Origin of the sequence: Mesorhizobium sp. B1-1-5 (genome assembly GCF_006443065.1) — a bacterium.
Taxonomy (GTDB): domain Bacteria; phylum Pseudomonadota; class Alphaproteobacteria; order Rhizobiales; family Rhizobiaceae; genus Mesorhizobium.
In genome coordinates this window covers 47,710-68,747 of record NZ_VFWS01000016.1, presented here as the reverse complement: position 1 = coordinate 68,747, position 21,038 = coordinate 47,710, and the positions used below count along the sequence as shown (strand labels likewise).

The following is a 21,038-nucleotide window of genomic DNA, read 5'->3' as shown; positions in this document are numbered from 1 at the left end:
TCCAATAAGCGGAGAAGGGGAGATCGCCATGGCCCCGCGCAAAAAGCGCACCAACGATCCGGAAGGCATGCGCCGGCGCGTCCTCGACGTGGCGGAAGGCGCCTTCCAGGCGCGCGGCTATCACGCCTCGAGCCTTGGCGATCTGATGGCGGCGGCCGGTGTTACCGGCGGCGCGCTGCACCACCATTTTCCGACCAAGAAGGCGCTGGCGCTCGCAGTGATCGAGGAACGAGTGGCGGCGGCGGTCCAGGAGACCTGGATCGACCCGGTGCTGGCGGCGTCATCGGCGCGCGAAGGCGTGCGGGCCGTGTTCGAGGCGGTGGCTGCGGAGCTAGAGCGACAGGGCTATGTGCGCGGCTGCCCGCTCAACAACCTGGCGCATGAACTGTCGCTGGCCGACGACGAGTTCCGCCTGGCGCTTGCCAAGATCTTCGCCGGCTGGCGGAGGGCGATCGCCGACAAGATCCGAGCCGACCAGCAGGGCGGCGGGGAGGGTGGGACCGATCCCGACCGCTTCGCCGCGCTTGCGGTGGCTGCTTATTCCGGCGCCATGTCGATGGCCAAGACGTCACAGGATGCCGCGGTGTTGCTGGAGTGCTTGAGGGGGCTGGAAAGCGTGCATCCGTCTTCGGGCGGATTGGCAACGAGACGACGCCGCAGGGTGTTGTTGCGATAAACGCTGTCAGGATAGAGGGAGGCGGTCCGAGGGTGTTTAATCGGGTGACGATGAATCGCTCTTTGCCAGCAACCGTTTCGCGCCGCATCTTCATCGCCGGAGGTCTCGCTGCTGCCGGCGCGCTGCCTCGCGTCGCCTTCGGCCAGACCGGCAGGCGCATCCAGCCGATCGACGCCACTTTCCTCTTCATCGCCGATATCCATGCCTGCCGCATGGCGAGCGGGCTCAGTCCCAACTGCCTGCAGGAAGGCAAGACCGATGCAGCACTTCTGCGCAACGTCGCGGCCTTGAACGCGATTGCCGACAAGAAGTGGCCGGCCGAGATCGACGGCGTTGCCACTGGCCTGCATTCGGCCGGCACCCGCATCGGCACGCCGCTCGGCCTCGTCACCGGCGGCGACATCACCGACGATGGCGGCGGCCAGGTCACGGAGCCCAGCGAAGGCACGCAGCTTCTGCAGTTCTCCAAGCGCTATCAGGAAGGTGTCGGGCCGGACCGGGTCCACATCCCGGTCTATGTCGGGCTCGGCAATCATGATCTCGACCAGAACGGCTCGCCGCCGCACGTCGATTGGTATCGCCGCGAACTGCGCGATTATGTCGAGGTCAACCATCGTCCCGGCGTGTTCTTCAAGCCGCCGGTGCCCGCTACCGAATACGACGTCGATACCGACTGCTATTCCTGGGACTGGGGCGGCCTGCATCTCGTCCAGATGCACCGCTTCGCCGGCGATACCGGCCATGGCGCGCCAAGCAGCCTGCCTTGGCTGAAGCAGGACCTCGCCACCTATGCCGGCGACGGCCGGCCGGTGATCCTGTTCCAGCATTATGGCTGGGACACTTTCTCGACGGAGCGCTGGGACCCGGTGAAACGCACCTATGATGACGATGGCTCCGGCCGCCCGCATTGGTGGGGCGAGGCCGACCGCCAGGCGCTGCTGGCCGCGATCAAGGGCTACAATGTGATTGCCGTCTTCCACGGCCACCAGCACGAAGTGCCGATGATCTACCAGCGTGACGGGCTCGACATCATCAAGCCGAAGGCGGCCTATATGGGCGGCTTCGCGCTGGCCAGGGTCACTGCCGGCAACATGGATGTGGTGTTGGGCGAGGCGGCCGGCGACCATGGCGAGATCGTCTTCACCAACGCTTTCGCCAAGCAATTCCAGACATGAAAAGGCCGCCTCGCGGCGGCCTCTTGCCTATCTCGCCATCAAAACAAGACGGCCTCAGAACGCTTTGCGAACCTTCTCCTTCACGTCGCCATTAAGCCTTCTGCACCTTGCCGGCGATCTTGTCGGCGGCGCCTTCAGCCTGGGTCCGCCTGTTGCCGGTGGCCTTGCCGGCCGTTTGCTTGAGCGAGCCCTTCATTTGCTGGACGCGCATCTCCTGGGTCTGGACGCGAGAAACCGCATCCGGGTCTGACAACGTGCCGGATCCGTTTGGGTTCCAGGCCGCGGCGATCTCTCTCTCGGTGCGGTTGCATCGGATAAGGCAATCCGGTTAGGGTCTGCCGCGGCTGCGGGAGAGGGCAGTCCTGGGGGAAACGAGTTTGCGTTTTCGTGTGGCCTTTGTCGCAGTTTTGATGGCCGTGGCCGGCTGCGTCGCCGACGATGTCGGGCCGATCAACGTGCTGAGCACAGAAGTCGGCCACCCGTCACCCACCTACATACCCGACACCGCCGATGACGGTTCGACCGTCGTCGGGCTGGCGTTCTCGGGCGGCGGCACTCGGGCGGCGGCTTTCTCCTATGGCGTGTTGCGGGCGCTCGACGATATCGTCATCGACGAACGGCCGAAACGCCGCACGCTGATCGACGACATCAGGATGATTTCTGGCGCCTCGGGAGGCGCCGTCGCCGCCGCCTATTTCGGCTACAAGGGCAGGGACGGCTACCGGGATTTTCGCGAGCGCTTCCTGACCCAGAACGCCGAGGCCGATCTCAGGGTATCGATCTCTCCAGTCAATCTGGTTCGCGCCTATTATGGCGGCGTCAACGACCGCAGCGGCTTCGCCAGATGGCTGAACGACCATCTCTTCGGCGGCGCGACCTTCAAGGCGTTGCACAGGCCGAACGGGCCGATCGTCTGGATCAATGCATCCGACATCTACAACCGCACGCCTTTCCTTTTCACCTACGACACGTTCGCGGCGCTGTGCAGCGATCTCGACAAGGTGCGGCTTGCCGATGCTGTCGCGGCATCAGCCGCCGTGCCGATCGTGTTCGCGCCGATCGTGGTCTCGGCGACCAGTCCCCATTGCGGTTATCGCAGGCCGCAATGGCTGAGCCTGGCGCTCGAGGACCGCAATGCCTCGCTGCGGCTCAAGGCCTATGCCAGCGCACTGGATTCCTATCAGAACGCCGATCCGCTCGACTACGTGAAGCTGCTCGACGGCGGCCTCACCGACAATATCGGCGTCACCGGCTTCACGCTCGAGCGCTCCGCCGCGGGTACGCCTTACGGGCCGCTATCACCATCGGCCGCGGTCCGCCTGACGACGTTGATCTTCATTGTCGCGGATGCGGGGAGCGACAGTGACGTAAGCTGGGCGAAGTCCCTGCATGGGCCAAGGGCTGCCGAACTCCTCGACGCCGTGGCCAGCACCACGCTCGCCGCCTCGGTGCGCGACGAGTTCGATGCGCTGACGCTCGCCGTCTCGCAGTGGAAGGGCGAGCTGGTGCGCTATCGTTGCGGCCTGCCGGCCTCCGCCGTTTCCGCCTATCGCGGTTCGGCCGCCGGCTGGAACTGCCGTGATGTCCGTCTTGTTGTCCAGCATCTGTCCTTCGCCGATGTCGATCCGGCGGTGCAGGCGAAGCTCAACGAGATCCCGACCAGGCTGCGGCTGCCGATCGACCAGGTAGACCTCGCGATCGAGGCCGGCCGCAAGGCGATCGAGGTCAACCCCGACATAAAGGTGGCGGTCGCCGCGATCCGGGCCCGCGCCGGCGTCAGGCCGACGGCGATCACGACGGCCGCAGCGGATTGACATCATCAGGAGACGGTCTTGGCGGAGTTCACCCTCTATATCGGCAACAAATGCTTTTCCTCATGGTCGCTGCGGCCATGGGTGGCGATGAAGCACCTGGATATCCCTTTTGAGGAAGGCTTCGTGCGGCTGCGCACGCCCGAGACGGCGGCCAACCTCGCCAAGGTGTCGCCGACGGGCCTTGTGCCGGTCTTGAATCACAATGGAAGGATCGTCTGGGAAACGCTTGCCATCCTTGAATATCTGGCCGATCTCTATCCGGAAAAAAGGCTCTGGCCGACCGATCTCGGCGCCCGTCAACTGGCGCGCTCGGTAGCGACGGAAATGCATTCGGGCTTCCGCGAGGTCCGCTACGGATGGCCGATGAACCTGCGCAGGCCGAAATCCCATAAGCCGCTCGATGCCGAGGGCGAGGCGCAGCGGGCGAGGATCGAAGCGATCTGGCGCCAGTGCCGCGAGCAATATGGCGAGGGCGGCCCGTTCCTGTTCGGCCATTTCACCGCGGCCGATGCCATGTATGCGCCGGTGGTGACGCGTTTCGACACCTATGGCGGCGAGCTGGCGCCCGTCACCCGCGCCTATGTCGACACGGTCTTGGCGACGCCCGCGATGCGGCACTGGTATGCGGAAGCCGCTAGGGAGCCCTGGCCGGAGCCCGGGCCGCACGAACAGGATTGAGCCCGGGCAGGGCTCGGCAAATTGCGTCGACTGCTCTCATGGGCCTTCAAGCCCTGGCGGCGCGGCCTATGTGAAGGGGCGGGCCGGGCTCCTGGAGATTTCTCATGACAACCGCAAATTCACCACTCACGGGCAAGGTCGCGCTCGTCACCGGCGCTTCGTCCGGCATCGGCGAGGCCACCGCCGCGGTCCTTGCCGCGGCCGGCGCGAAAGTCGCGGTCGCTGCTCGTCGTGCCGATCGCCTCGAAGCATTGGTTGCGCGCATCGAACAGGCCGATGGCGTCGCGCGCGCCATTGAAGCCGACATCGCCAAGACCGGCGACATCACCGCGATGGTCGACAAGGTCGTATCCGAATGGGGAGGGCTCGATATCCTCGTCAACAATGCCGGCGTCATGCTGCTTGCTCCCGCGGCCGAAGCCGATCTAGACGACTGGCGCCAGATGATCGAGCTCAACCTTATCGGCCTGATGGCGACCACCAAGGCGGCGCTGCCGCACCTGAAGGCTTCAAAGGGTCATATCGTCAACGTCTCCTCGGTCGCCGGCCGGGTCGCAAATCCCGGCGCCAGCGGCTATGCGGCGACCAAGTTCGGGGTGGTGGCTTTTTCGGAATCGCTGCGCCGCGAGGTCTATGCCGACAAGGTGCGCGTCACCGTCGTCGAGCCGGGCCTTGTGCGTACCGAACTCGGCGATCATATCACCAACGTGCAATCCAAGGCCGGACTCGAACACCGTCTCGCCACGATGGAAGCGCTGACCGCGGAAGACATTGCGAACGCGATTTTCTATGCCGTCAGCCAGCCGCCAAGAGTCAATGTCAACGAGATACTTATCCGTCCGACCGATCAGGAGCGGTGAACAATAGAAAACGCCTCTCGCGCTTGTTACGGCGCGGGAGGCGCTTTTGCCATCAGCCGTTCTCGATTGCTCGTGAATTGCTGACGGCTTGAGTGGAAACGGCCCGCCATGGCATTGGTTCCGCAGCCGACGAATTTTTTGCCCTTTTTTGCCGATAGCCCCAACGTCCGCCACGATGTGATAAGAATGCTGCAAGGCCAGGGATGCGGGCGTCCGCAATTTAATCCGACGCATATTGCTTTGTGCGTGGTCATGGCCGAAAGACTTTTTGCCATTTCGGCATCAGCCTCCGGGCAGGAGAAGATTTTGACCGCTAGCTCGAATGAATCATGTGGGCAGGCTTTGCCGAAACCGGCAGGCACACGTTGATGGCCGCCAAACGCGTGCCATCAACGCCGATCGCCGCCGATGCGACCATCGCCGATATGGTCGACACCCTTGACAAGCCGATCGAATATGTTCGCCGAGTGCTGGAAAGGCTCGAACGCTGCAAGCGCGCGCATGGCGATGCCCAGGTGCGCGTTGGCGTGCGCGGCCGCGCCGAAGCCCCGAACTATCTGATCGAGTATGTGCGGGAAGACGCCAAGACCCATCAGCGCGCCAGCTATCAGGATGCCGCCTACAGCGGCAGCACGCATCGTGAGCTGGCGCCGCACCACATCGAGGACGCCAGGAACTGGTCGCCCGAGGAAATGAACATCACGGCGGTCTCGGCGCTGATCGGCCGCTTGCGCAATCCGAATGCGCCATCATCGCGCTTTTCTGACGAGGACTGACATGGCCATAAAATTCTCCGCCAAGGACCAGCCGGCAGCTCCGCCCGCCGCTGCCAAGCCAGCGAAGTCGGCGGCAAAGCCGGATGCGCCCGCAGAGGTTGCGACCGATCTGTTCAAGTCGCCGGCCGAAGCGCCGGCGCGCAAGACCAGGAAGAAGTAGCGCCCTTGCCGCAGGACGGCGGTCGCACAGCCGGGCCGCTCGGCCTGCCCGGTCAGTCCTTTGTGTCTGTCGACGAGGATGGCGGTGCGGTCGCCGTCTTCGACTGTCAGAGCTGCGGCGCCTGCTGCTCCTACTCGCCAGACTGGCCGCGTTTTTCGACCGAGGAGGACGAGCAGCTCGACCGCATCCCGGCCGAGCTGGTAGCAGCCGACCAGTCCAGCATGCGTTGCGAGGGCGGCCGATGCTCGGCGCTCACCGGCGAGGTGGGCAAGCACACGGCCTGCGGCATCTACGAGCTGCGCCCCGACGTCTGCCGCGCCTGCATGCCCGGCGGCGACGACTGCCTGATGGCGAGGGCGGCGCATGGGCTTGCGGTGAGCTAGTTTCCTCGCCCCGCCAAGCGGGGGAGAGGTGGCCGCGCAGCGGCCGGAGAGGGGCTGCGCGCCGGCGGTTCCTCAGATTGCTTCAAAGGCGGCGCCATTCCCTCTCCGTCTCGGCTTCGCCGAGCCACCTCTCCCCCGATCGACGGGGTAGAGGAAAGGGGCCAAGCTTTTTGCCGTCAACGCCCGTCCAGCAACGCTCCCTTCCTTTCCCTCCGGAGGGGGGAAAGGTGGCGCTGCGAAGCAGCGACGGATTGGGGGAACCACCTGGCAATCAAGCCTCGGCCCGATCAGTCGCGCCAGTCACAGAAGATGTGTGCATGGCGTAGCTTATTTCATGGGGGCGAGGAAAAGCGCCCCGCTTGCCCTGTTGCACGCCTCCCGGTACCTTCCCCCCGGGGCAGGGCTGCGGAGGAAACCCATGAGCATTGAATTCCTGTTGACGTCGTTGATCATCGTGGCTTCGCCCGGCACCGGCGTCATTTACACGCTTGGCGCCGGCCTCTCGCGCGGCGCACGCGCCTCAATTATCGCGGCCTTCGCCTGCACGCTTGGCATCATCCCGCATATGGCGGCCGCCATCACCGGCCTCGCCGCAGTGCTGCACACAAGCGCCGTCGCCTTCGAGACGCTGAAATATCTCGGTGTCGCCTATCTGCTCTACATGGCCTGGAACACATTGAAGGAAAAAGGCGGCCTCAGCATCGACGAGGACGCCGCGCCGCGCTCAACCGCCAGAACGATCACCTCGGGCATCCTGATCAACATCCTGAACCCGAAACTGTCGATCTTCTTCTTTGCCTTCCTGCCGCAATTCGTCAGCACCACCGAGCCGCACGCGCTGCCCAAGATGCTGGAGCTCTCCGGCGTTTTCATGCTGATGACGTTCGTCGTCTTCGCCATCTACGGCGTCTTCGCGGCATCGGTGCGCAACCATATCGTGTCGCGGCCGAAGGTGCTGACATGGATGCGCCGCAGCTTTGCCGCCGCCTTCGTCATGCTCGGCGCGAAGCTGGCGCTTGCCGATCGGTAGCCTTTGGCGCCAGCCCCACATAGCCCATGGTCGCCTCGGGGGAGCTTTGGGCTGATGAGGCTCGAGAGATCCAGAAATCCGAGTAAGGCCGGAAATCCGAGTAAGAAAGGCGGTCGCAATGACGCTTGAATGCATCAATCCCCAGGATCTACCCAAGCCTGACACATACAGCCAAGTTGTCGTGGCGAAAGGCACCAGGCTGATATTTATCGCCGGCCAGGAATCTGAAGACCTGAACGGCAAGCTTGTCGGCGAAGGTGATTTCACGGCTCAAACGCGCCAGGTGTTCGCCAATCTCGGTCGGGCTATTGCCGCCGCAGGCGCCCGTCCCAACGACGTGGCGAAGATCATGGTCTACGTCGTCGGTTACCGGCTCGATGACCATTACCCGATTATCGATGCCGCCCGCGTGGCTCTGTTCGGGGACCACAAGCCGGCCAACGTCGTCTTGGGAGTAGCCAGCCTGTCGCCTGGATATCTGATCGAGGTCGATGCGGTTGCGGTGGTCGACGCTTAACCTTTCACATAGCCCATCGCCTCGACGATTTGCCCATCGGCGACACGCATCAGGTTGACGCCGCGCAGCGACCTGCCGTCGGCCATCCAGAAGCGCCAGCGGATCGTGGCGCGGTCGCCGGCGACGAACGTCTCTTCGATGTCGAAGCGGGTACCGGGTCCGGTGGCGATCGCCGACCACAATTCGACGCAAGCCGCCTTGCCGGTGCGGCGGGCGCCGTCGGGCGCCGGCGTGGTGTTCTCGATCACGCAGTCCTGCGCCACCAGTTCGTTCAGTGCCGAAGGGTCGTGGCGCTGGAAGACGTCGTTGTAGCGCCGCATGATTTCCGCCGTCTCGGCGGAGCGCTTGGCCGCGGCGATGTCGATGATGTGTTCCTTGGTCATTGGATATTTTCCTATCATTTCATTGAGCTGCGAGCCCCGCCTTGAGCGTGATGGTGGCGACGCCCGCCAGCGCGCGCGAGACGAGACAGGCCGCCTTGGCCTTTTGCGCCAGCCGCTCAAAATCCTCGGCCGATATGCCGGCGATGCGCGCCTCGGTTTCGAGCTCGATGCGGGTGATCGTCGGCCCGGCCGTGGTCGCGCCGAGATGCACCTTGGCGATGGTGTGGATGCTCTCGGCCGTGTGGCCTTCGGCGCCGAGCATGGCGGTAAGCGCCATCGAGAAGCAGCCGGCATGGGCGGCCGCAATCAGCTCTTCCGGATTGGTGCCCGGGCCGTTCTCGAAGCGCGACGGGAAGGAATAGGCGCCTTCGAACACGCCGCTGCCCAGCCGCAGCCGGCCGGATCCTTTCTTGAGCGTTCCTTGCCATTGGGCCGAGGCTTCGCGGATTGTCATGGCTGATCTCCTATCTGGTTTTGCGAAAAAGCGGCGATCACGCGCCGTCGATGACGACCTTGCCGAAGACGTCGCCCAGCTGGAAATGGCGGTAAGCCTCGCGCGTCTCGGCGAACGGGAAGACCTTGTCGATGATCGGTCTCAGCCGGTGCGCGGCGACCGCGGCAAGCATCGCCTCGAGCCCGTTGCGGCTGCCGACAAAGAGACGGCCGATGGTGACCAGGCTGCGCTGATAGACGGCGCCCGGAATCTCGACCGACTTGCCGTTGCGGTCCTGCACGGTGAGCAGCACGATGCGCCCGTGAAGCGTGCTGGCGATCAGCGATTGCGCAAAAGTCGCCGGGCCGCCGGTTTCGACGACCAGGTCGATGCCGCCGGTCGCCTCGCGCAGCTTCATGCCCCATTCCAGCGTTTCGGCTGCCGCGACGACGAGGTCGGCGCCGAGCGCCCGCAGCCTCTCGGTCTTCTCCGCCCGCGAGGTGACGGCGGCCACACGGCAGCCCATGAGCTTGGCGAACTGCAAGGCAAACAGCGCAACACCACCTGAGCCGATGGTGAGAACCCATTGCCCCGGCTTCGGAATCTCGGCGCCCGTCAGCGCGCTCCAGGCGGTCAGCCCGGCGCAAGTGAAGGTCGCAGCCTCCTGCCAGGAAAGATGGTCCGGCAGCCGCACCGCCCATTGCTCGTCAAGCAGCGCATATTCTGAGAGCATGCCGTCCAGCGTGCAGCCGAGCTGGTCGATCACGCCCGGATGCATGCGGCCGTCGATCCAGCGCGCGAAATAGCTGCCGGTGACGCGGTTGCCGACGGCAAAGCGGGTGACGCCGTCGCCGACGGCCACGACTTCGCCGGCACCGTCGCTCAGCGGCACGATGCCCGCGCGGGGTGCCAGAGGATAGGTGCCGTTGAGGATCATGGTGTCGCGGCGGTTGAGCGAGGCCGCGCGCACTCGTACCAGGATCTGGTTTGCACCCGGCTTGGGCAGCGCTTCCGTGCGCATGACCAGCGCCTCGATGTCGCCGAATTCCTCGAGCCGGTAACTCCGCATTTTTGCCTCCGACATATGTAGACCGATTTACATATTATGTAGACCGATTGTCATATTCGGGGCAACCCCTATAATGCCCACTCCTGACAGAGGTTGACATTGTGAGAGGTCGACGTGGCGACGGACACACGCACCCGCATGATCGAGGCGACGGCGCTGCTCATTCGCAAGCGCGGCTATCACGGCACGTCGTTGAACGACATTCTGAGCGCCAGCGCAGCACCGCGCGGCTCCCTCTATTTCCATTTCCCGGGCGGCAAGGACCAACTGGTCATCGAGGTGACGCGAGCCAGTGTCGCAGACGTGACGGAGCGGCTGGGCGCTGCGCTGTTGGAAGAAAGCGATCCCGCCGTTGCCGTCCACCACATCTACCAGTCGGTCGGACGCATGCTGGAGGAAAACGAATTCTCGCTCGGCTGTCCGGTCGCGCCGGTGGTGCTCGACGCGCCGAACAACGTTCCGGACCTGGTTGAAATCTGCCGCTCGGCCTTCGAGCAGTGGATCGGACTGCTGCGCCAGGCATTCGTCGGGGCAGGGGTGCCGGAGCGGCGCGCGCAGGCGCTGGCCCTGCTGGTCGAATCTTCACTCGAAGGCCTGATGGTGATCGCCCGCGCCACCCGCGACCGCACGCCGCTCGCCGCCGTGGCCGACGAGGTTGCGGCGCTGGTCGAGCAGGCGGTGCTGGCTGGTGGCGTAGCTCAACCTGCAAAGACAGCCGTCTGACCGCTAGAGCCGGATGATTTCAGGTCGAGTCGACCTGAAGTCTGGCCGAAAAACCGGTTCAAACCTTTCGGGTCATGCGCCCTGATTGGGAAAGCAGGCCGTGGCGCTGAGCTGCGGGCCGCTGGCCAAGGCGACCAGGACGGATGGCAGCACCGTCGCGAATGTGTAGGAAACCCGCACGGTGGTGAAGCCGCTGAGGCCCGAGCAGGTCGTGTTGTTGTTGACGTTGACGTTGGTGCCAGTGAGTGTGATGCCGTCCGCCGCAGCCATGCCGCTGATGAAGGTAACGGTGTTGGCGGCGTTGTAGGTGCCGTTTTGCGAGCAGCCGCTCTGCAGCACGCCGACGCACCGCGCGCCGGCTGTCGCCGTGTCCTGCAGCACGTGCTGTGTCCAGTACATGCGGCCGAACTCCACCGTGCCGAACAGCACCAGCAAGAGCGGCAGCGAAAGCAGGGCGAATTCGACCGCATTGGCGCCGGACCGGTCGCGGATGAACGGGATCAAAGACTTCGCCGCAAAGCGCTCCAGGACGTGTCTCATTGCGGCTGCACCATGGCCCGGACGGTGATGTTGCCGCTGTTCACGACGTCGAAGCCGCCGAACAGCGGCGAGAAGGACCGGCTTGCGCTGATGGTGACGAACTTGCCGCCGATGCCGCCGGCCGGACAGGTCGAGCCGCAGGTCACCGCCGAACCCCAGGTGACGCTGGCCGCGCTGCCGGTCGGGCAATAGCAGAGATCGGCGTTGGATACGGTGCCGGTCTGGGTCGCTGTGCCGTTGCTCGTGTTGTAATTGACTGTGGCGCCGTTGTTGACGACGACCTGGACGCTGCCGCCGGCGTTGCCCAACCCGTTCGCCACCACCGCCAGGATGTTGCCGGCAAGCGTGCCGCCGCCGGCGGAGTTGACCTTGTCGGCGCCAAGCAGCGCGTAGTTGGAGCCGGCCGAGATCGCCGAGGAAAGGTCGAACTTCGCCTTCAGCGACGCGCCGATGTCGACCAGCCCGGCAAGGATCAGGATCAGCACCGGACTGATCAACGCGAACTCGACGGCCGATGCGCCGCTCGTCTCGCGGCGGAGAAAGCGGGCGAATGCTGGGCTGATTTTGAAACGTGGCATCACTGGACGAGGCTCACCTTGCTGCTCGTGGTAGCGCCGGTGGCGGCGACGCATTCCGACGTGGCCGCCGTGCCGCCTGACAGGGTGATCAGGGAACCGATCAGCTGCAGGCACTTGGTCGTATCGGTGTTCGAACCCAGGATGCTGGAGCCGCCATTCATGATGATCGGCCCGTAAGGGAAATAGAACGCGCCGGAGATCTGCGCGTTGGAACCGCCTTCGGCAAAGGTTGCGCCGGCCGTGACCGAGGTCGACGTCGGTCCGATCACGGCAAGCTTCGCCGTAGCGCCCGTCTGCGGCGCGGTCAGCACGATGTTGCTGTAGCCGGCGGCCACGCAGAAGATATAGCCATTGCAGCTTCCCGAGTTCGACTTGGTCTTGCCCGATAGCACCAGCGTTACGTTGTTGCCGCTGACGCTGATCGTCGAGCCGCCGCAGCTGGCGCTGCCGCCGCCGCTCCCGCCCAGCGCGAAGTAACCGTCGATCGTGTAGACGCCGGCGCCGAGCAGCACCGCGCCCGAGGCGATGAAGTTGCCCTCGATGTCGTGCTGGGCGGTGGCCGGGACGACGAAGCAGCTGCCGCCCCCGCCGCCGTTCACATCGCCGACGACCTGGAACACGCCCGAGCTGGTGGCGTCGGCCATGATCGTGATGGAGCCGCCGCCGAGCGTGATGGCATCGCCATTGCCGCCGGGACCGATCTTGTAGCTGTTGGAGGTGCCCGAGCCGAAAGTCAGCGTGGCGCCGCCGGCGTTGTTGATGCCGCCAGGCAGCTCGAATGTGCTGGGCCCGCCGAAGGAGAGCGTGCTGGTGTTGCAGAGGCTGACGCGCGCGATGCCGCCGCAGCTATTGTCGCTGATGCCGATCTTGAACGTGCCGGCGCCGAAGGCCGTGGTGCCGTAGCCGGTCGTCAGCCCCTTGCTGAAGTTGAAAGTGCCGGCACCGAATGCGGTAGTCCCGGTGGTTGTCACCTGCTTGCCGAAATTATAGGTGCCGGCGCCGAAGGTGGTGGTTCCGGCCGTGGTCAGCTTGCCCGCGAAATTGTAGGTGCCCGGTCCGAACTTGGTGGTGGCGCTGGTCGTGAGATCGCCGGAGATGTTGTAGACGGTCGTCGCCGCGCCCGTGGTGGCGAAGTTGAGGTTGATACCGCCGCCGATCGTGATGGTGCCCAGGTTGACCGTGGTCTTGCTGCCGCAATTCAGCGTCCAGGTTGATGACGACGATGCCCAACTGGCGGCGCAGCCCAGCGCATTCGCCTGGCCTTGGGTTGACCCCTGGGTCCAGCCGAAGTCGATATTGTTGCCGCTCGGGGTGGTCGGCGCTGCTGGCGCGGCGGTTGGCGAGAGCGCCGCCACGGTGGCAAAGCGGGCGACGGCGGCCGCGACCGCGGAATTGCCCGCCAGCGGATCGGGAGTCGACTTCTTGGTGATCACCGCCGCCGTCCCGTTTGGTCCGGTGATGCCGTTGCAAGGCTGGCTCGGGGCCGTGGCGGAATTGTAGTTGACGCCGATAGCCGAGATGCCGGTGCCGCACGGAACGGTGATCGTGTTATTCGACGAGACCGTGCATTTGGGGGCGTTGACGGCCGTGCCGCCTGACAGCGTGATGCCCGTCTGGGTGCCGTCCAGTGCCAGCATGCAACCCGGTGTCGACGGCTGCGCGCCGAGCTCGGCGACGGAATTGGCGTAGATCTGCAATTGCTGGCGATTGTCGAGGACGCGCGCAAGCAGCAGCTGCTTCTGCGTGCGGATCGATACGGAGACCGCGTTCACGCCGGTTGTCTTCGGCGAGGTGACCAGCGTCGCCGACACATCGGCTGCCGGAACGCCGTTGAGCGTGGCGACATTGATCGCCGCCGCGGTCATCCGGTCGGTCGACTGTGTCTTGTTATAGGCAAGCGCGCCGGCAAAGGCCGCGAGATCGGCGGTACGCTGGTTGCTGGCGCGCTCGACCAGCGCGCCGCCATATTCGGTGACCAGCGCCGCCATGCCTACGAGCAGCGGCAAAAGCAGCGCGGACATGATGAGGACGTTGCCGTCACGGTCACGCACGAACCGGTGGAAAATTTGCATCGATGAAGACCCCGACACCCCTAAACGCGCGAGCAATCAAGCACGCCCTATTCATCAGTAAGCGCGGATATCTTAAAAAATATTGTCCGACAAATGCCGCAACGATCGCGGGCGTTTAACCGAAGGCGCTGATTTTGTTGAGGAATTGCACAAAGTTTAGGCAGTCGGTTGAAGCTGTAGGGCAGGGTTGCCCATGGAGCAGCACGCTTGGCTAGAACATGATCCCGAACCGAAGGTCAGCGAATGCAAAAAGTGGGAACCGGCTTTCGGAGAAGATCATGCTCCAACTAGTTCCCCGACACAGGGATTTTGAAAGGTTGTCTTGGTGCAAGATCTTCCGTTCATTTCCGTGAAATCAGCGCAAACGCCGGGGATTGGCTGAAGCCGCCCCCACCTCGTCATTCTATGGCGGAGCAAGGAGCGCAGCGACGCGCGCAGACCATAGAATCCATTCCGTGACTTGGAAGCGCCGCCTCGGTGCAGAATTCTGCTCCGTTGCACGCCTTGGCGAAGGTAACGGCATGGATTCCAGGGTCTTCGCGACGGAGCTTCGCTCCTGCTCCGCCCTGGAATGACGATCGCGATGGGCGTTTCGGCCAATCTCCAAGGCATGCCGCCTGTCAACGCAAACAGAGCCGACCGGTCAAAATCCCTGTGCCACTAGAGCGCGATCCCGAAAGTGGGAACCGGTTTCGGAGAAGATCATGCTCCAACAGAGAGTTAGATCAGGATGGCGATTCAACGAAACGTCATCCTATCTACGCTCCTGGGCCGCGCAACGAGAAAGGGCGGCATCTCTGCCGCCCTTTCCGTGTGTTAGCCAAATCGGCTGGATTAGAGACCACTCAAGCCCGCTTGCGGGCTTGAGCAAGCTTATGGACTTCTTAGAAATCCATGCCGCCCATGCCACCCATGCCGCCGCCGCCCATGCCGCCAGGCATGCCGCCGCCAGCCGACTCCTTCTTCGGAGCTTCGGCGATCATGGCTTCGGTGGTGACGAGCAGGCCGGCGACCGAGGCCGCGTCCTGGAGAGCCGTGCGAACGACCTTGACCGGATCGACGATACCCATGGCGATCATGTCGCCATATTCGCCGGTCTGGGCGTTGTAGCCGAAGGTCGGGCCCTTGTTCTCAAGGATCTTGCCGGCAACGATCGATGCTTCCGCACCGGCGTTGGACGCGATCTGACGGGCCGGAGCCTGCAGGGCGCGACGCACGATGTTGATGCCAGCGGTCTGGTCGGAGTTGGCGCCGGTTGCCTTGATGTTCAGCGAAGCGCGCAGAAGCGCGACGCCGCCGCCGGGAACGATGCCTTCTTCGACGGCCGCACGGGTCGCGTTGAGAGCGTCATCGACGCGGTCCTTCTTTTCCTTGACCTCGATCTCGGTCGCGCCGCCGACGCGGATCACCGCGACGCCGCCGGCGAGCTTGGCCAGACGCTCCTGCAGCTTCTCCTTGTCGTAGTCCGAGGTGGTCTCCTCGATCTGCTGCTTGATCTGGGACACGCGGCCCTGGATCTCGGCCTTCTTGCCTGCCCCGTCGACAATGGTGGTGTTCTCCTTGGAGATCGACACCTTCTTGGCGCGGCCGAGCATGTTGAGGCCGACATTCTCGAGCTTGATGCCGAGGTCTTCCGAGATGACCTGGCCACCGGTGAGGATGGCGATGTCTTCCAGCATGGCCTTGCGGCGGTCGCCGAAGCCCGGCGCCTTGACGGCGGCGATCTTCAGGCCGCCGCGCAGCTTGTTGACGACGAGCGTGGCCAGGGCCTCGCCTTCGACATCTTCCGAGATGATGACCAGCGGCTTCGAGGTCTGCACGACAGCCTCGAGGATCGGCAGCATGGCCTGCAGGTTGGAGAGCTTCTTCTCGTGCAGAAGGATGTAGGCGTCTTCCAGGTCCGCAACCATTTTGTCGGCGTTGGTGACGAAGTAGGGCGACAGGTAGCCGCGGTCGAACTGCATGCCTTCGACGACTTCGAGCTCGGTCTCGGCGGTCTTGGCCTCCTCTACGGTGATGACGCCCTCATTGCCGACCTTCTGCATCGCTTCGGCGATCATCGAGCCGACCGAGGCATCGCCATTGCCGGCGATGGTGCCGACCTGGGCAACTTCTTCCGAGGTCTTGATCTTCTTGGCGTTCTTGATCAGCGTCGTGACGACGTCGCCAACGGCGAGGTCGATGCCGCGCTTCAGGTCCATCGGATTCATGCCGGCGGCAACCGCCTTGTGGCCTTCCTGGACGATCGACTGCGCCAGAACCGTTGCGGTCGTGGTGCCGTCGCCGGCGATGTCGTTGGTCTTCGAAGCAACTTCGCGGACCATCTGCGCGCCCATGTTCTCGAACTTGTCCTCAAGCTCGATTTCCTTGGCGACGGTAACGCCGTCCTTGGTGATGCGCGGGGCGCCGAACGACTTGTCGATGACGACGTTGCGGCCCTTGGGGCCGAGGGTGACCTTCACCGCGTCGGCGAGGATGTTGACACCGCGCAGCATGCGCTCACGGGCATCGCGGGAGAATTTTACGTCTTTGGCAGCCATGTTTTAGCTCCTGGCAGGGGCTCGGGAAGAGCCCGAAGATGAAGATTCAGGTGAGGCCGATGATCAGCCGATGATGCCCATGATGTCGGATTCCTTCATGATCAGAAGGTCTTCGCCATTGAGCTTGACTTCAGTGCCCGACCACTTGCCGAACAGGATGCGGTCGCCGGCCTTGACGTCCAGCGGCACGAGCTTGCCGCTTTCGTCGCGGGCGCCGGAGCCGACGGCGATGATCTCGCCTTCCTGCGGCTTTTCCTTCGCCGTATCCGGGATGATGATCCCGCCGGCGGTCTTGGATTCGGATTCGACCCGGCGAACGACCACGCGGTCATGAAGCGGGCGGAACTTGGACTTTGCCATGTTATCTTCCTCGAATGAGAACGGTGAGAACTGTTCCTCCATCCGGCGAGGCCGCCGGATATAAGTTAGCACTCACCAAAGGCGAGTGCTAACGTGGCGCTGAGATAGGCCGCTGGGTAGCCGGAGTCAAGGCGCGCGCAAGGGGGCGACGACGCGAAATTTTTCTCCTGCGAGACGCCAGGCCGAAATGCGCCGGCCATCGCGAGGCGCCGACGAGCAACCCCGCCCGTCAGTCCAGGCGCTTCGGCGAACGCAGCACCAGCAACGGGCAGCGTTCGAGCGCTGCACCCGTCATGTCTCGCCGCAGAGCCTGGTCAAGGGCGACGACACCATCCGCCGCGAGGCGGTGCCCGTGCCGGACGAGCTGCGCGCGCTGCGGCGCCAGCTTGGCTTCGATTACGGCAAGTTCGACTTCGTCATGCATGAGGGCAGGGCGGTGCTGCTCGATGCCAACAAGACCCCTGGGCGGGCCAGGAACCTGTCGAGCTTCATCGCCGCCGGCAATGCCAATCTTGCCGACGGCTTCGAAGGACTGATCCGGCAGGTCAAGTGACCGATCGCCTAGATATTCATGCCGCCCGACACCTCGATGCGCTGGGCGTTGACCCACCGATTGTCCTCGGACAGCAGCGCGGCGATCATCGGGCCGATGTCGTCGGCGACACCGGCGCGGCCGAGCGCCGTCATGCCGGCCACGACGCGATTGATCTCGGCGTCGTCGCGCACATGGCCGCCGTTGAAATCGGTGGCGATCGCGCCCGGCGCCACCGTGTTGGCGGTGATGCGCCGGGCTGCCAGTTCCTTGGCGAGGTAGCGCGTGAACACTTCGACGCCGCCCTTCATCATCGCATAGGCGGCGGAGCCCGGGACCGAGAAGCGCGCCAGGCCGCTCGAGACGTTGATGATACGGCCGCCATCGTTGATCAGCGGCAGCAGCGCCTGGGTGAGGAAGAACACGCCCTTGAGATGGATGTTCATCAACGTGTCGAACTCCTCTTGCGTCGTCTCGGCGATCGGCTTGCGCAGACCGGTGCCGGCATTGTTGAGGAGATAATCGAAACGGTCGCGTTGCCAGGTCTCGTGAAGCGTCTTCTTCAACGCTTCAACGAAAGCCGGAAAGCTGGCGACGACCCCGGCGTCGAGCTCAAGCGCGGCAGCCCGGCCGCCGGCCGCCTCGATCTCGGCGATTGCCGTCTTCGCCTCGTCGGCGCGCGAGCGATAGGTGAGGACGACGTCGACGCCCTTGCGGGCGAGGTTGAGCGCGGTGTTGCGGCCGAGGCCGCGGCTACCGCCGGTGATGAGAGCGATGGGGCGGGTGGTCATGGCGAAATCTCCTTCTATCTGGATGGAGATGCATATACTCGCCCGGTGGGCCGATATAATCGGCCATGGATTGCCAACACTATTCAGAATGTGCGAACAATCAGCGATGGACCGATTCGACAGCATGCGGCTCTTCACCCGCGTCGTGGAACGGCGAAGCTTCACTGCGGCCGCCGCCGATCTTGCCCTGCCGCGCTCCAGCGCCACCGCCGCGATCAAGCAGCTCGAAGAACGGCTCGGCGTGCAATTGCTGCGCCGCACCACGCGCCACGTCACGACGACGCTCGACGGTGAAGCCTATTACCAGCGCTGCATCGGCATCCTGGCCGACATCGAGGATGCCGAAGGCGGCTTCGGCGCGCACGAGGTGCGGGGAAGGCTCAGCGTCGACGTCAACGGCCACATGGCGCGCACCTTCCTGCTGCCGGAATTGCCGGCGCTGCTCACCAGATATCCGGGCCTGACCGTGCATATCGGCGAAGGCGACCGCCTCGTCGATCTCGTGCGCGAGGGCGTCGATTGCGTCATCAGGGCCGGCATGCTGCCCGACAGCGACATGATCGTGCGGCGGCTCGGCATCGCCCGCGAAATCACCGTCGCGAGCCCCGCCTATCTCGAACGCCACGGTGTGCCGCGCACGCCGGACGATCTGGCCGGCCATATGATGATAGGCTTCGTGTCTTCGCGCACGAGACAGGTGATGCCGCTGGAATTCACCGTCGACGGCAAGGTTCGCGAAATCACCCTGCCGTCGCGGGTCACCGTCGCGAACTCAGACACAAGTGCCGCGCTGGTCCGGCTGGGGTTCGGGCTGTTCCAGGCGCCAAGGCTCCGCTATGCGGACGATATCGCTGCCGGCCGGCTGGTCGAGGTGCTTCCCGATTTTCCGCCGACGCCGACGCCGATCTCCGTGCTCTATCCGCCGAGCCGCCAGTTGTCGCCACGGGTGAGGGTGTTTGTTGATTGGCTGGTGGAAATCCTGGGGCCGAAGCTGGATCCCTGATCGCGCTCAGAGAAACAAGCGCAACTGCGTGTGGATGATCGAACGATAATCTTCGATCGTGCGCCGGCCCTCCGCCTCGTCCTGCGTCAGCGCCAGCCGCACGACGCCGCCGGCGAGCTGGAAGATCAGGAACACGACACGTCCGAACGCCTCGCGCTGCTCCGCTTGGAGCATCGGCCCGACCTTGTCGCAGAACATATTCGCCTGTTGCCTCGTCTCGGCGATGTCGAGATGCTGCAGCGCCTTGTCGGCCTGGATGGCGTTCTGCAGGTCCTGGATGGCCGGGTCTGCGGCGACACGGGCATGATAATCGTCGAGCAGGCGGTCGGCCGCGGCGGTCACGTCATCCAGCCGGCCTATCCCGGCGATGATCGCGCCGAATCTTGCACGGCTTTCCTCGGAGAACCGCTCATAAAGCATCGCCAGGATCGCCGACTTGCTGGGGAAGTAATGATAGACGGTAGCGATCGGCCCGCCGGCCAGCGCGCCGACTTCCTTCATCGTCACCGCGTCGATGCCTTTCTCGCCGATCAGCCGCATGGTCGTGGCGAGGATCGCGTCGATGCGCTCGCGGCTGCGCTCCTGCTTCGGCCTGCGCCGCGGTTCCGTCGCCGTTCGCCTTGTCTGCGTCATGCGCCAAATCTCGTGAAAGCCGCGAATTCGCGGTTGACAAGAAACATGATCAAGTATCAGTTCCGTCAAATGCTGACAACTTGTCAGTTTTTCGATCGGGCTGCAAGGGAGAGCGCCTCGTGACTGCATCGCAAGCCGCGCAAGCGGAAAATGGCGATTGGCTTGTCGGCAACCCGACGGGCCTGCAGCTGGCCTCGGCGCTGTGGATCGGCTCGGTCGGTCTCCTCATCCTCGGACTGCAGCCGGTGCTGCTCGGTGCGCTCTACAGCGAAGGTCACGTCACCGGCGACGAGCTGGCGCTGGTCGCCACCGCCGAGATGATCGCGATAGCCATCGGCTCGGGCGTGGTGGCGATGCTCTTGCCGGCGCGCAACATGCGCTGGAAGAGCACGGTGCTGCTCGTGCTGCTCGCGCTCGCCAATGTCTGGACCGCCTATGCCGGCAGCCCCAATGCGCTGATCGGCGCGCGCACGCTGGCCGGCCTCGCGGAGGGCGGGCTTGTCGCCGTCGCGACCGAGCTGATCGCCCGCTCGCGCCGGGCCGAGCGCATCGGCGGCTATTTCGTCACGCTGCAGACCTTGGCGCAATGCGCGCTGGCGCTGATCCTCGCACTCTTTGCCGTGCCGAGGGCGGGCTCCGCCGGCGGCTTCATCGCGCTCGGCATCGTCTGCCTGCTTTCGCTCGTCGTGGCCTGGACCGTGCCGGACGACTATGCCGACCTGCCCAAGCAAGAACAGTCCGCCAACGTGGCGACCGTGCCGGCGATCGCCGCGCTGCTGTCGATCTTCTGCTATTTCATGTTCTTCGGCGCCGTCTGGGCTTTTCTCGAGCCCATCGGCGCGCAGTTCGGCATCGATGGCCGCACCGTCGGCTTGATGGTTTCGGCGAGCCTTGCCGCGCAGGTGCTCGGCGCGATGACCGCGACAAGCTTCGAGGCGCGCATCGACTATCGTTTTGCCATCACCGTCATCGGCATCGTCGCGGCGATCAGCTCGCTACTGCTTGCGTCCGGTCCGGGTCTTTCGATGTTCTGGGCCGTGGCGCTGGTGATGGGCTTCATCCTGCTCTTCATCGTGCCTTACCAGATCCGGCTGGCGATCACCGCCGACGAGACGCGCACCGCGGTGCTGCTGGTACCGGCCGCCCAACTCTTCGGCCTCGCCATCGGCCCGGTCGCCGCCTCGCTGCTGATCGACGGCGCGGACTTCCGGCCTGTGCCCGAATTCGCCGCTGCCGCCGCTTTCGCGAGCGTGCTTTTGCTCGGCATTTTCGTGCTGGTCGCGCGACAGCGCGGCCGGGTCTGAGCAAAGGG

General features: G+C 64.5%; 25 protein-coding genes and 1 pseudogene. 15 read left to right on the top strand and 11 right to left on the bottom strand.

What is annotated here, in order from left to right; translation table 11 throughout:
- The first annotated feature begins 28 nt into the window (after nucleotides 1-28).
- Both FJ980_RS08825 and FJ980_RS08820 read left to right on the top strand, forming a co-directional pair.
- Complete coding sequence (locus FJ980_RS08825; RefSeq protein WP_140542525.1) at nucleotides 29-676, top strand: TetR/AcrR family transcriptional regulator; 648 nt, start codon at nucleotides 29-31, stop codon at nucleotides 674-676.
- 50 nt (nucleotides 677-726) lie between these two features.
- Nucleotides 727-1,851: a metallophosphoesterase gene (locus tag FJ980_RS08820; protein WP_140542524.1), complete on the top strand. Its 1,125-nt coding sequence runs from the start codon at nucleotides 727-729 to the stop codon at nucleotides 1,849-1,851.
- A 54-nt stretch (nucleotides 1,852-1,905) separates the two neighbouring features.
- Here FJ980_RS08820 and FJ980_RS08815 read toward each other — a convergent pair.
- A pseudogene (locus FJ980_RS08815) lies at nucleotides 1,906-2,062 on the bottom strand (CsbD family protein).
- A 199-nt stretch (nucleotides 2,063-2,261) separates the two neighbouring features.
- On the opposite strand from FJ980_RS08815, the gene FJ980_RS08810 reads away from it, so the two are divergent.
- From FJ980_RS08810 to FJ980_RS08775, 9 genes are all read left to right on the top strand, one after another.
- On the top strand, nucleotides 2,262-3,665 hold the full coding sequence (locus tag FJ980_RS08810; RefSeq protein ID WP_140542538.1) for a patatin-like phospholipase family protein: 1,404 nt from the start codon (nucleotides 2,262-2,264) through the stop codon (nucleotides 3,663-3,665).
- An 18-nt stretch (nucleotides 3,666-3,683) separates the two neighbouring features.
- Nucleotides 3,684-4,343 (top strand): glutathione S-transferase family protein, encoded by a 660-nt coding sequence (locus FJ980_RS08805; protein WP_140542523.1) that lies wholly within the window; start codon nucleotides 3,684-3,686, stop codon nucleotides 4,341-4,343.
- A gap of 104 nt (nucleotides 4,344-4,447) precedes the next feature.
- Nucleotides 4,448-5,203 (top strand): SDR family NAD(P)-dependent oxidoreductase, encoded by a 756-nt coding sequence (locus FJ980_RS08800; protein ID WP_140542522.1) that lies wholly within the window; start codon nucleotides 4,448-4,450, stop codon nucleotides 5,201-5,203.
- A 108-nt stretch (nucleotides 5,204-5,311) separates the two neighbouring features.
- Entirely contained in the window at nucleotides 5,312-5,572 is a 261-nt protein-coding gene (locus FJ980_RS08795) for a hypothetical protein (protein WP_140542521.1), read from the top strand.
- On the top strand, nucleotides 5,572-5,979 hold the full coding sequence (locus tag FJ980_RS08790) for a hypothetical protein (RefSeq protein ID WP_140542520.1): 408 nt from the start codon (nucleotides 5,572-5,574) through the stop codon (nucleotides 5,977-5,979). The genes FJ980_RS08795 and FJ980_RS08790 overlap by 1 nt, the downstream gene beginning before the upstream one ends.
- Before the next feature lies 1 nt (nucleotide 5,980).
- Nucleotides 5,981-6,139 (top strand): hypothetical protein, encoded by a 159-nt coding sequence (locus FJ980_RS34655; RefSeq protein WP_181181151.1) that lies wholly within the window; start codon nucleotides 5,981-5,983, stop codon nucleotides 6,137-6,139.
- Nucleotides 6,140-6,201: 62 nt separating this feature from the next.
- Entirely contained in the window at nucleotides 6,202-6,522 is a 321-nt protein-coding gene (locus FJ980_RS08785; RefSeq protein ID WP_181181153.1) for a YkgJ family cysteine cluster protein, read from the top strand.
- 418 nt (nucleotides 6,523-6,940) lie between these two features.
- Entirely contained in the window at nucleotides 6,941-7,552 is a 612-nt protein-coding gene (locus tag FJ980_RS08780; RefSeq protein ID WP_140542519.1) for a LysE family translocator, read from the top strand.
- A 118-nt stretch (nucleotides 7,553-7,670) separates the two neighbouring features.
- A complete protein-coding gene (locus FJ980_RS08775; RefSeq protein WP_140542518.1) occupies nucleotides 7,671-8,069 on the top strand; it encodes a RidA family protein in 399 nt (132 codons plus the stop codon).
- Here the strand turns inward: FJ980_RS08775 and FJ980_RS08770 are convergent.
- From FJ980_RS08770 to FJ980_RS08760, 3 genes are read right to left on the bottom strand one after another with little or no spacing between them, the layout of a single operon-like run.
- Entirely contained in the window at nucleotides 8,066-8,452 is a 387-nt protein-coding gene (locus FJ980_RS08770) for a nuclear transport factor 2 family protein (RefSeq protein WP_140542517.1), read from the bottom strand. The genes FJ980_RS08775 and FJ980_RS08770 overlap by 4 nt on opposite strands.
- Nucleotides 8,453-8,471: 19 nt before the next feature.
- Nucleotides 8,472-8,906, bottom strand: coding sequence for an OsmC family protein (locus FJ980_RS08765; protein WP_140542516.1), 435 nt, complete (start codon nucleotides 8,904-8,906; stop codon nucleotides 8,472-8,474).
- A 37-nt stretch (nucleotides 8,907-8,943) separates the two neighbouring features.
- Complete coding sequence (locus tag FJ980_RS08760) at nucleotides 8,944-9,954, bottom strand: NAD(P)-dependent alcohol dehydrogenase (RefSeq protein ID WP_140542515.1); 1,011 nt, start codon at nucleotides 9,952-9,954, stop codon at nucleotides 8,944-8,946.
- A 114-nt stretch (nucleotides 9,955-10,068) separates the two neighbouring features.
- Between FJ980_RS08760 and FJ980_RS08755 the strand changes: the two genes are divergently transcribed.
- On the top strand, nucleotides 10,069-10,677 hold the full coding sequence (locus FJ980_RS08755; RefSeq protein ID WP_140542514.1) for a TetR/AcrR family transcriptional regulator: 609 nt from the start codon (nucleotides 10,069-10,071) through the stop codon (nucleotides 10,675-10,677).
- Between the two features lie 72 nt (nucleotides 10,678-10,749).
- Here the strand turns inward: FJ980_RS08755 and FJ980_RS08750 are convergent, their stop codons facing one another.
- The 5 genes from FJ980_RS08750 to groES form a co-directional block, all read right to left on the bottom strand.
- The gene (locus FJ980_RS08750) at nucleotides 10,750-11,217 is read right to left on the bottom strand and encodes a TadE/TadG family type IV pilus assembly protein (RefSeq protein WP_140542513.1); all 468 of its coding nucleotides are present in this window, start codon (nucleotides 11,215-11,217) and stop codon (nucleotides 10,750-10,752) included.
- Nucleotides 11,214-11,795 (bottom strand): TadE/TadG family type IV pilus assembly protein, encoded by a 582-nt coding sequence (locus FJ980_RS08745; RefSeq protein WP_140542512.1) that lies wholly within the window; start codon nucleotides 11,793-11,795, stop codon nucleotides 11,214-11,216. The genes FJ980_RS08750 and FJ980_RS08745 overlap by 4 nt, the downstream gene beginning before the upstream one ends.
- Nucleotides 11,795-13,867 carry a TadE/TadG family type IV pilus assembly protein gene (locus FJ980_RS08740; protein ID WP_246676363.1) on the bottom strand — a complete coding sequence of 691 codons (2,073 nt, stop codon included), beginning with the start codon at nucleotides 13,865-13,867 and terminating at the stop codon, nucleotides 11,795-11,797. Before FJ980_RS08740 ends, FJ980_RS08745 begins: the two co-directional genes overlap by 1 nt.
- Nucleotides 13,868-14,751: 884 nt before the next feature.
- Nucleotides 14,752-16,407 (bottom strand): chaperonin GroEL, encoded by a 1,656-nt coding sequence (gene groL, locus FJ980_RS08735; protein ID WP_140542511.1) that lies wholly within the window; start codon nucleotides 16,405-16,407, stop codon nucleotides 14,752-14,754.
- Between the two features lie 63 nt (nucleotides 16,408-16,470).
- Nucleotides 16,471-16,767, bottom strand: a complete 297-nt coding sequence (gene groES / locus FJ980_RS08730) for a co-chaperone GroES (RefSeq protein WP_010915433.1) — start codon at nucleotides 16,765-16,767, stop codon at nucleotides 16,471-16,473.
- Nucleotides 16,768-16,954: 187 nt separating this feature from the next.
- Here groES and FJ980_RS08725 point away from each other — a divergent pair, with 187 nt between their 5' ends.
- Nucleotides 16,955-17,320, top strand: a complete 366-nt coding sequence (locus FJ980_RS08725; protein WP_246676362.1) for a hypothetical protein — start codon at nucleotides 16,955-16,957, stop codon at nucleotides 17,318-17,320.
- An 8-nt stretch (nucleotides 17,321-17,328) separates the two neighbouring features.
- On the opposite strand, the gene FJ980_RS08720 is transcribed toward FJ980_RS08725, so the two are convergent.
- Complete coding sequence (locus FJ980_RS08720; RefSeq protein WP_140542510.1) at nucleotides 17,329-18,090, bottom strand: SDR family oxidoreductase; 762 nt, start codon at nucleotides 18,088-18,090, stop codon at nucleotides 17,329-17,331.
- 106 nt (nucleotides 18,091-18,196) lie between these two features.
- Between FJ980_RS08720 and FJ980_RS08715 the strand changes: the two genes are divergently transcribed.
- The gene (locus FJ980_RS08715) at nucleotides 18,197-19,093 is read left to right on the top strand and encodes a LysR family transcriptional regulator (RefSeq protein ID WP_140542509.1); all 897 of its coding nucleotides are present in this window, start codon (nucleotides 18,197-18,199) and stop codon (nucleotides 19,091-19,093) included.
- Nucleotides 19,094-19,099: 6 nt separating this feature from the next.
- Here the strand turns inward: FJ980_RS08715 and FJ980_RS08710 are convergent, their stop codons facing one another.
- Nucleotides 19,100-19,726 carry a TetR/AcrR family transcriptional regulator gene (locus FJ980_RS08710; RefSeq protein WP_140542508.1) on the bottom strand — a complete coding sequence of 209 codons (627 nt, stop codon included), beginning with the start codon at nucleotides 19,724-19,726 and terminating at the stop codon, nucleotides 19,100-19,102.
- A 119-nt stretch (nucleotides 19,727-19,845) separates the two neighbouring features.
- On the opposite strand from FJ980_RS08710, the gene FJ980_RS08705 reads away from it, so the two are divergent.
- A complete protein-coding gene (locus FJ980_RS08705) occupies nucleotides 19,846-21,030 on the top strand; it encodes an MFS transporter (RefSeq protein ID WP_140542507.1) in 1,185 nt (394 codons plus the stop codon).
- Nucleotides 21,031-21,038: the final 8 nt, after the last annotated feature.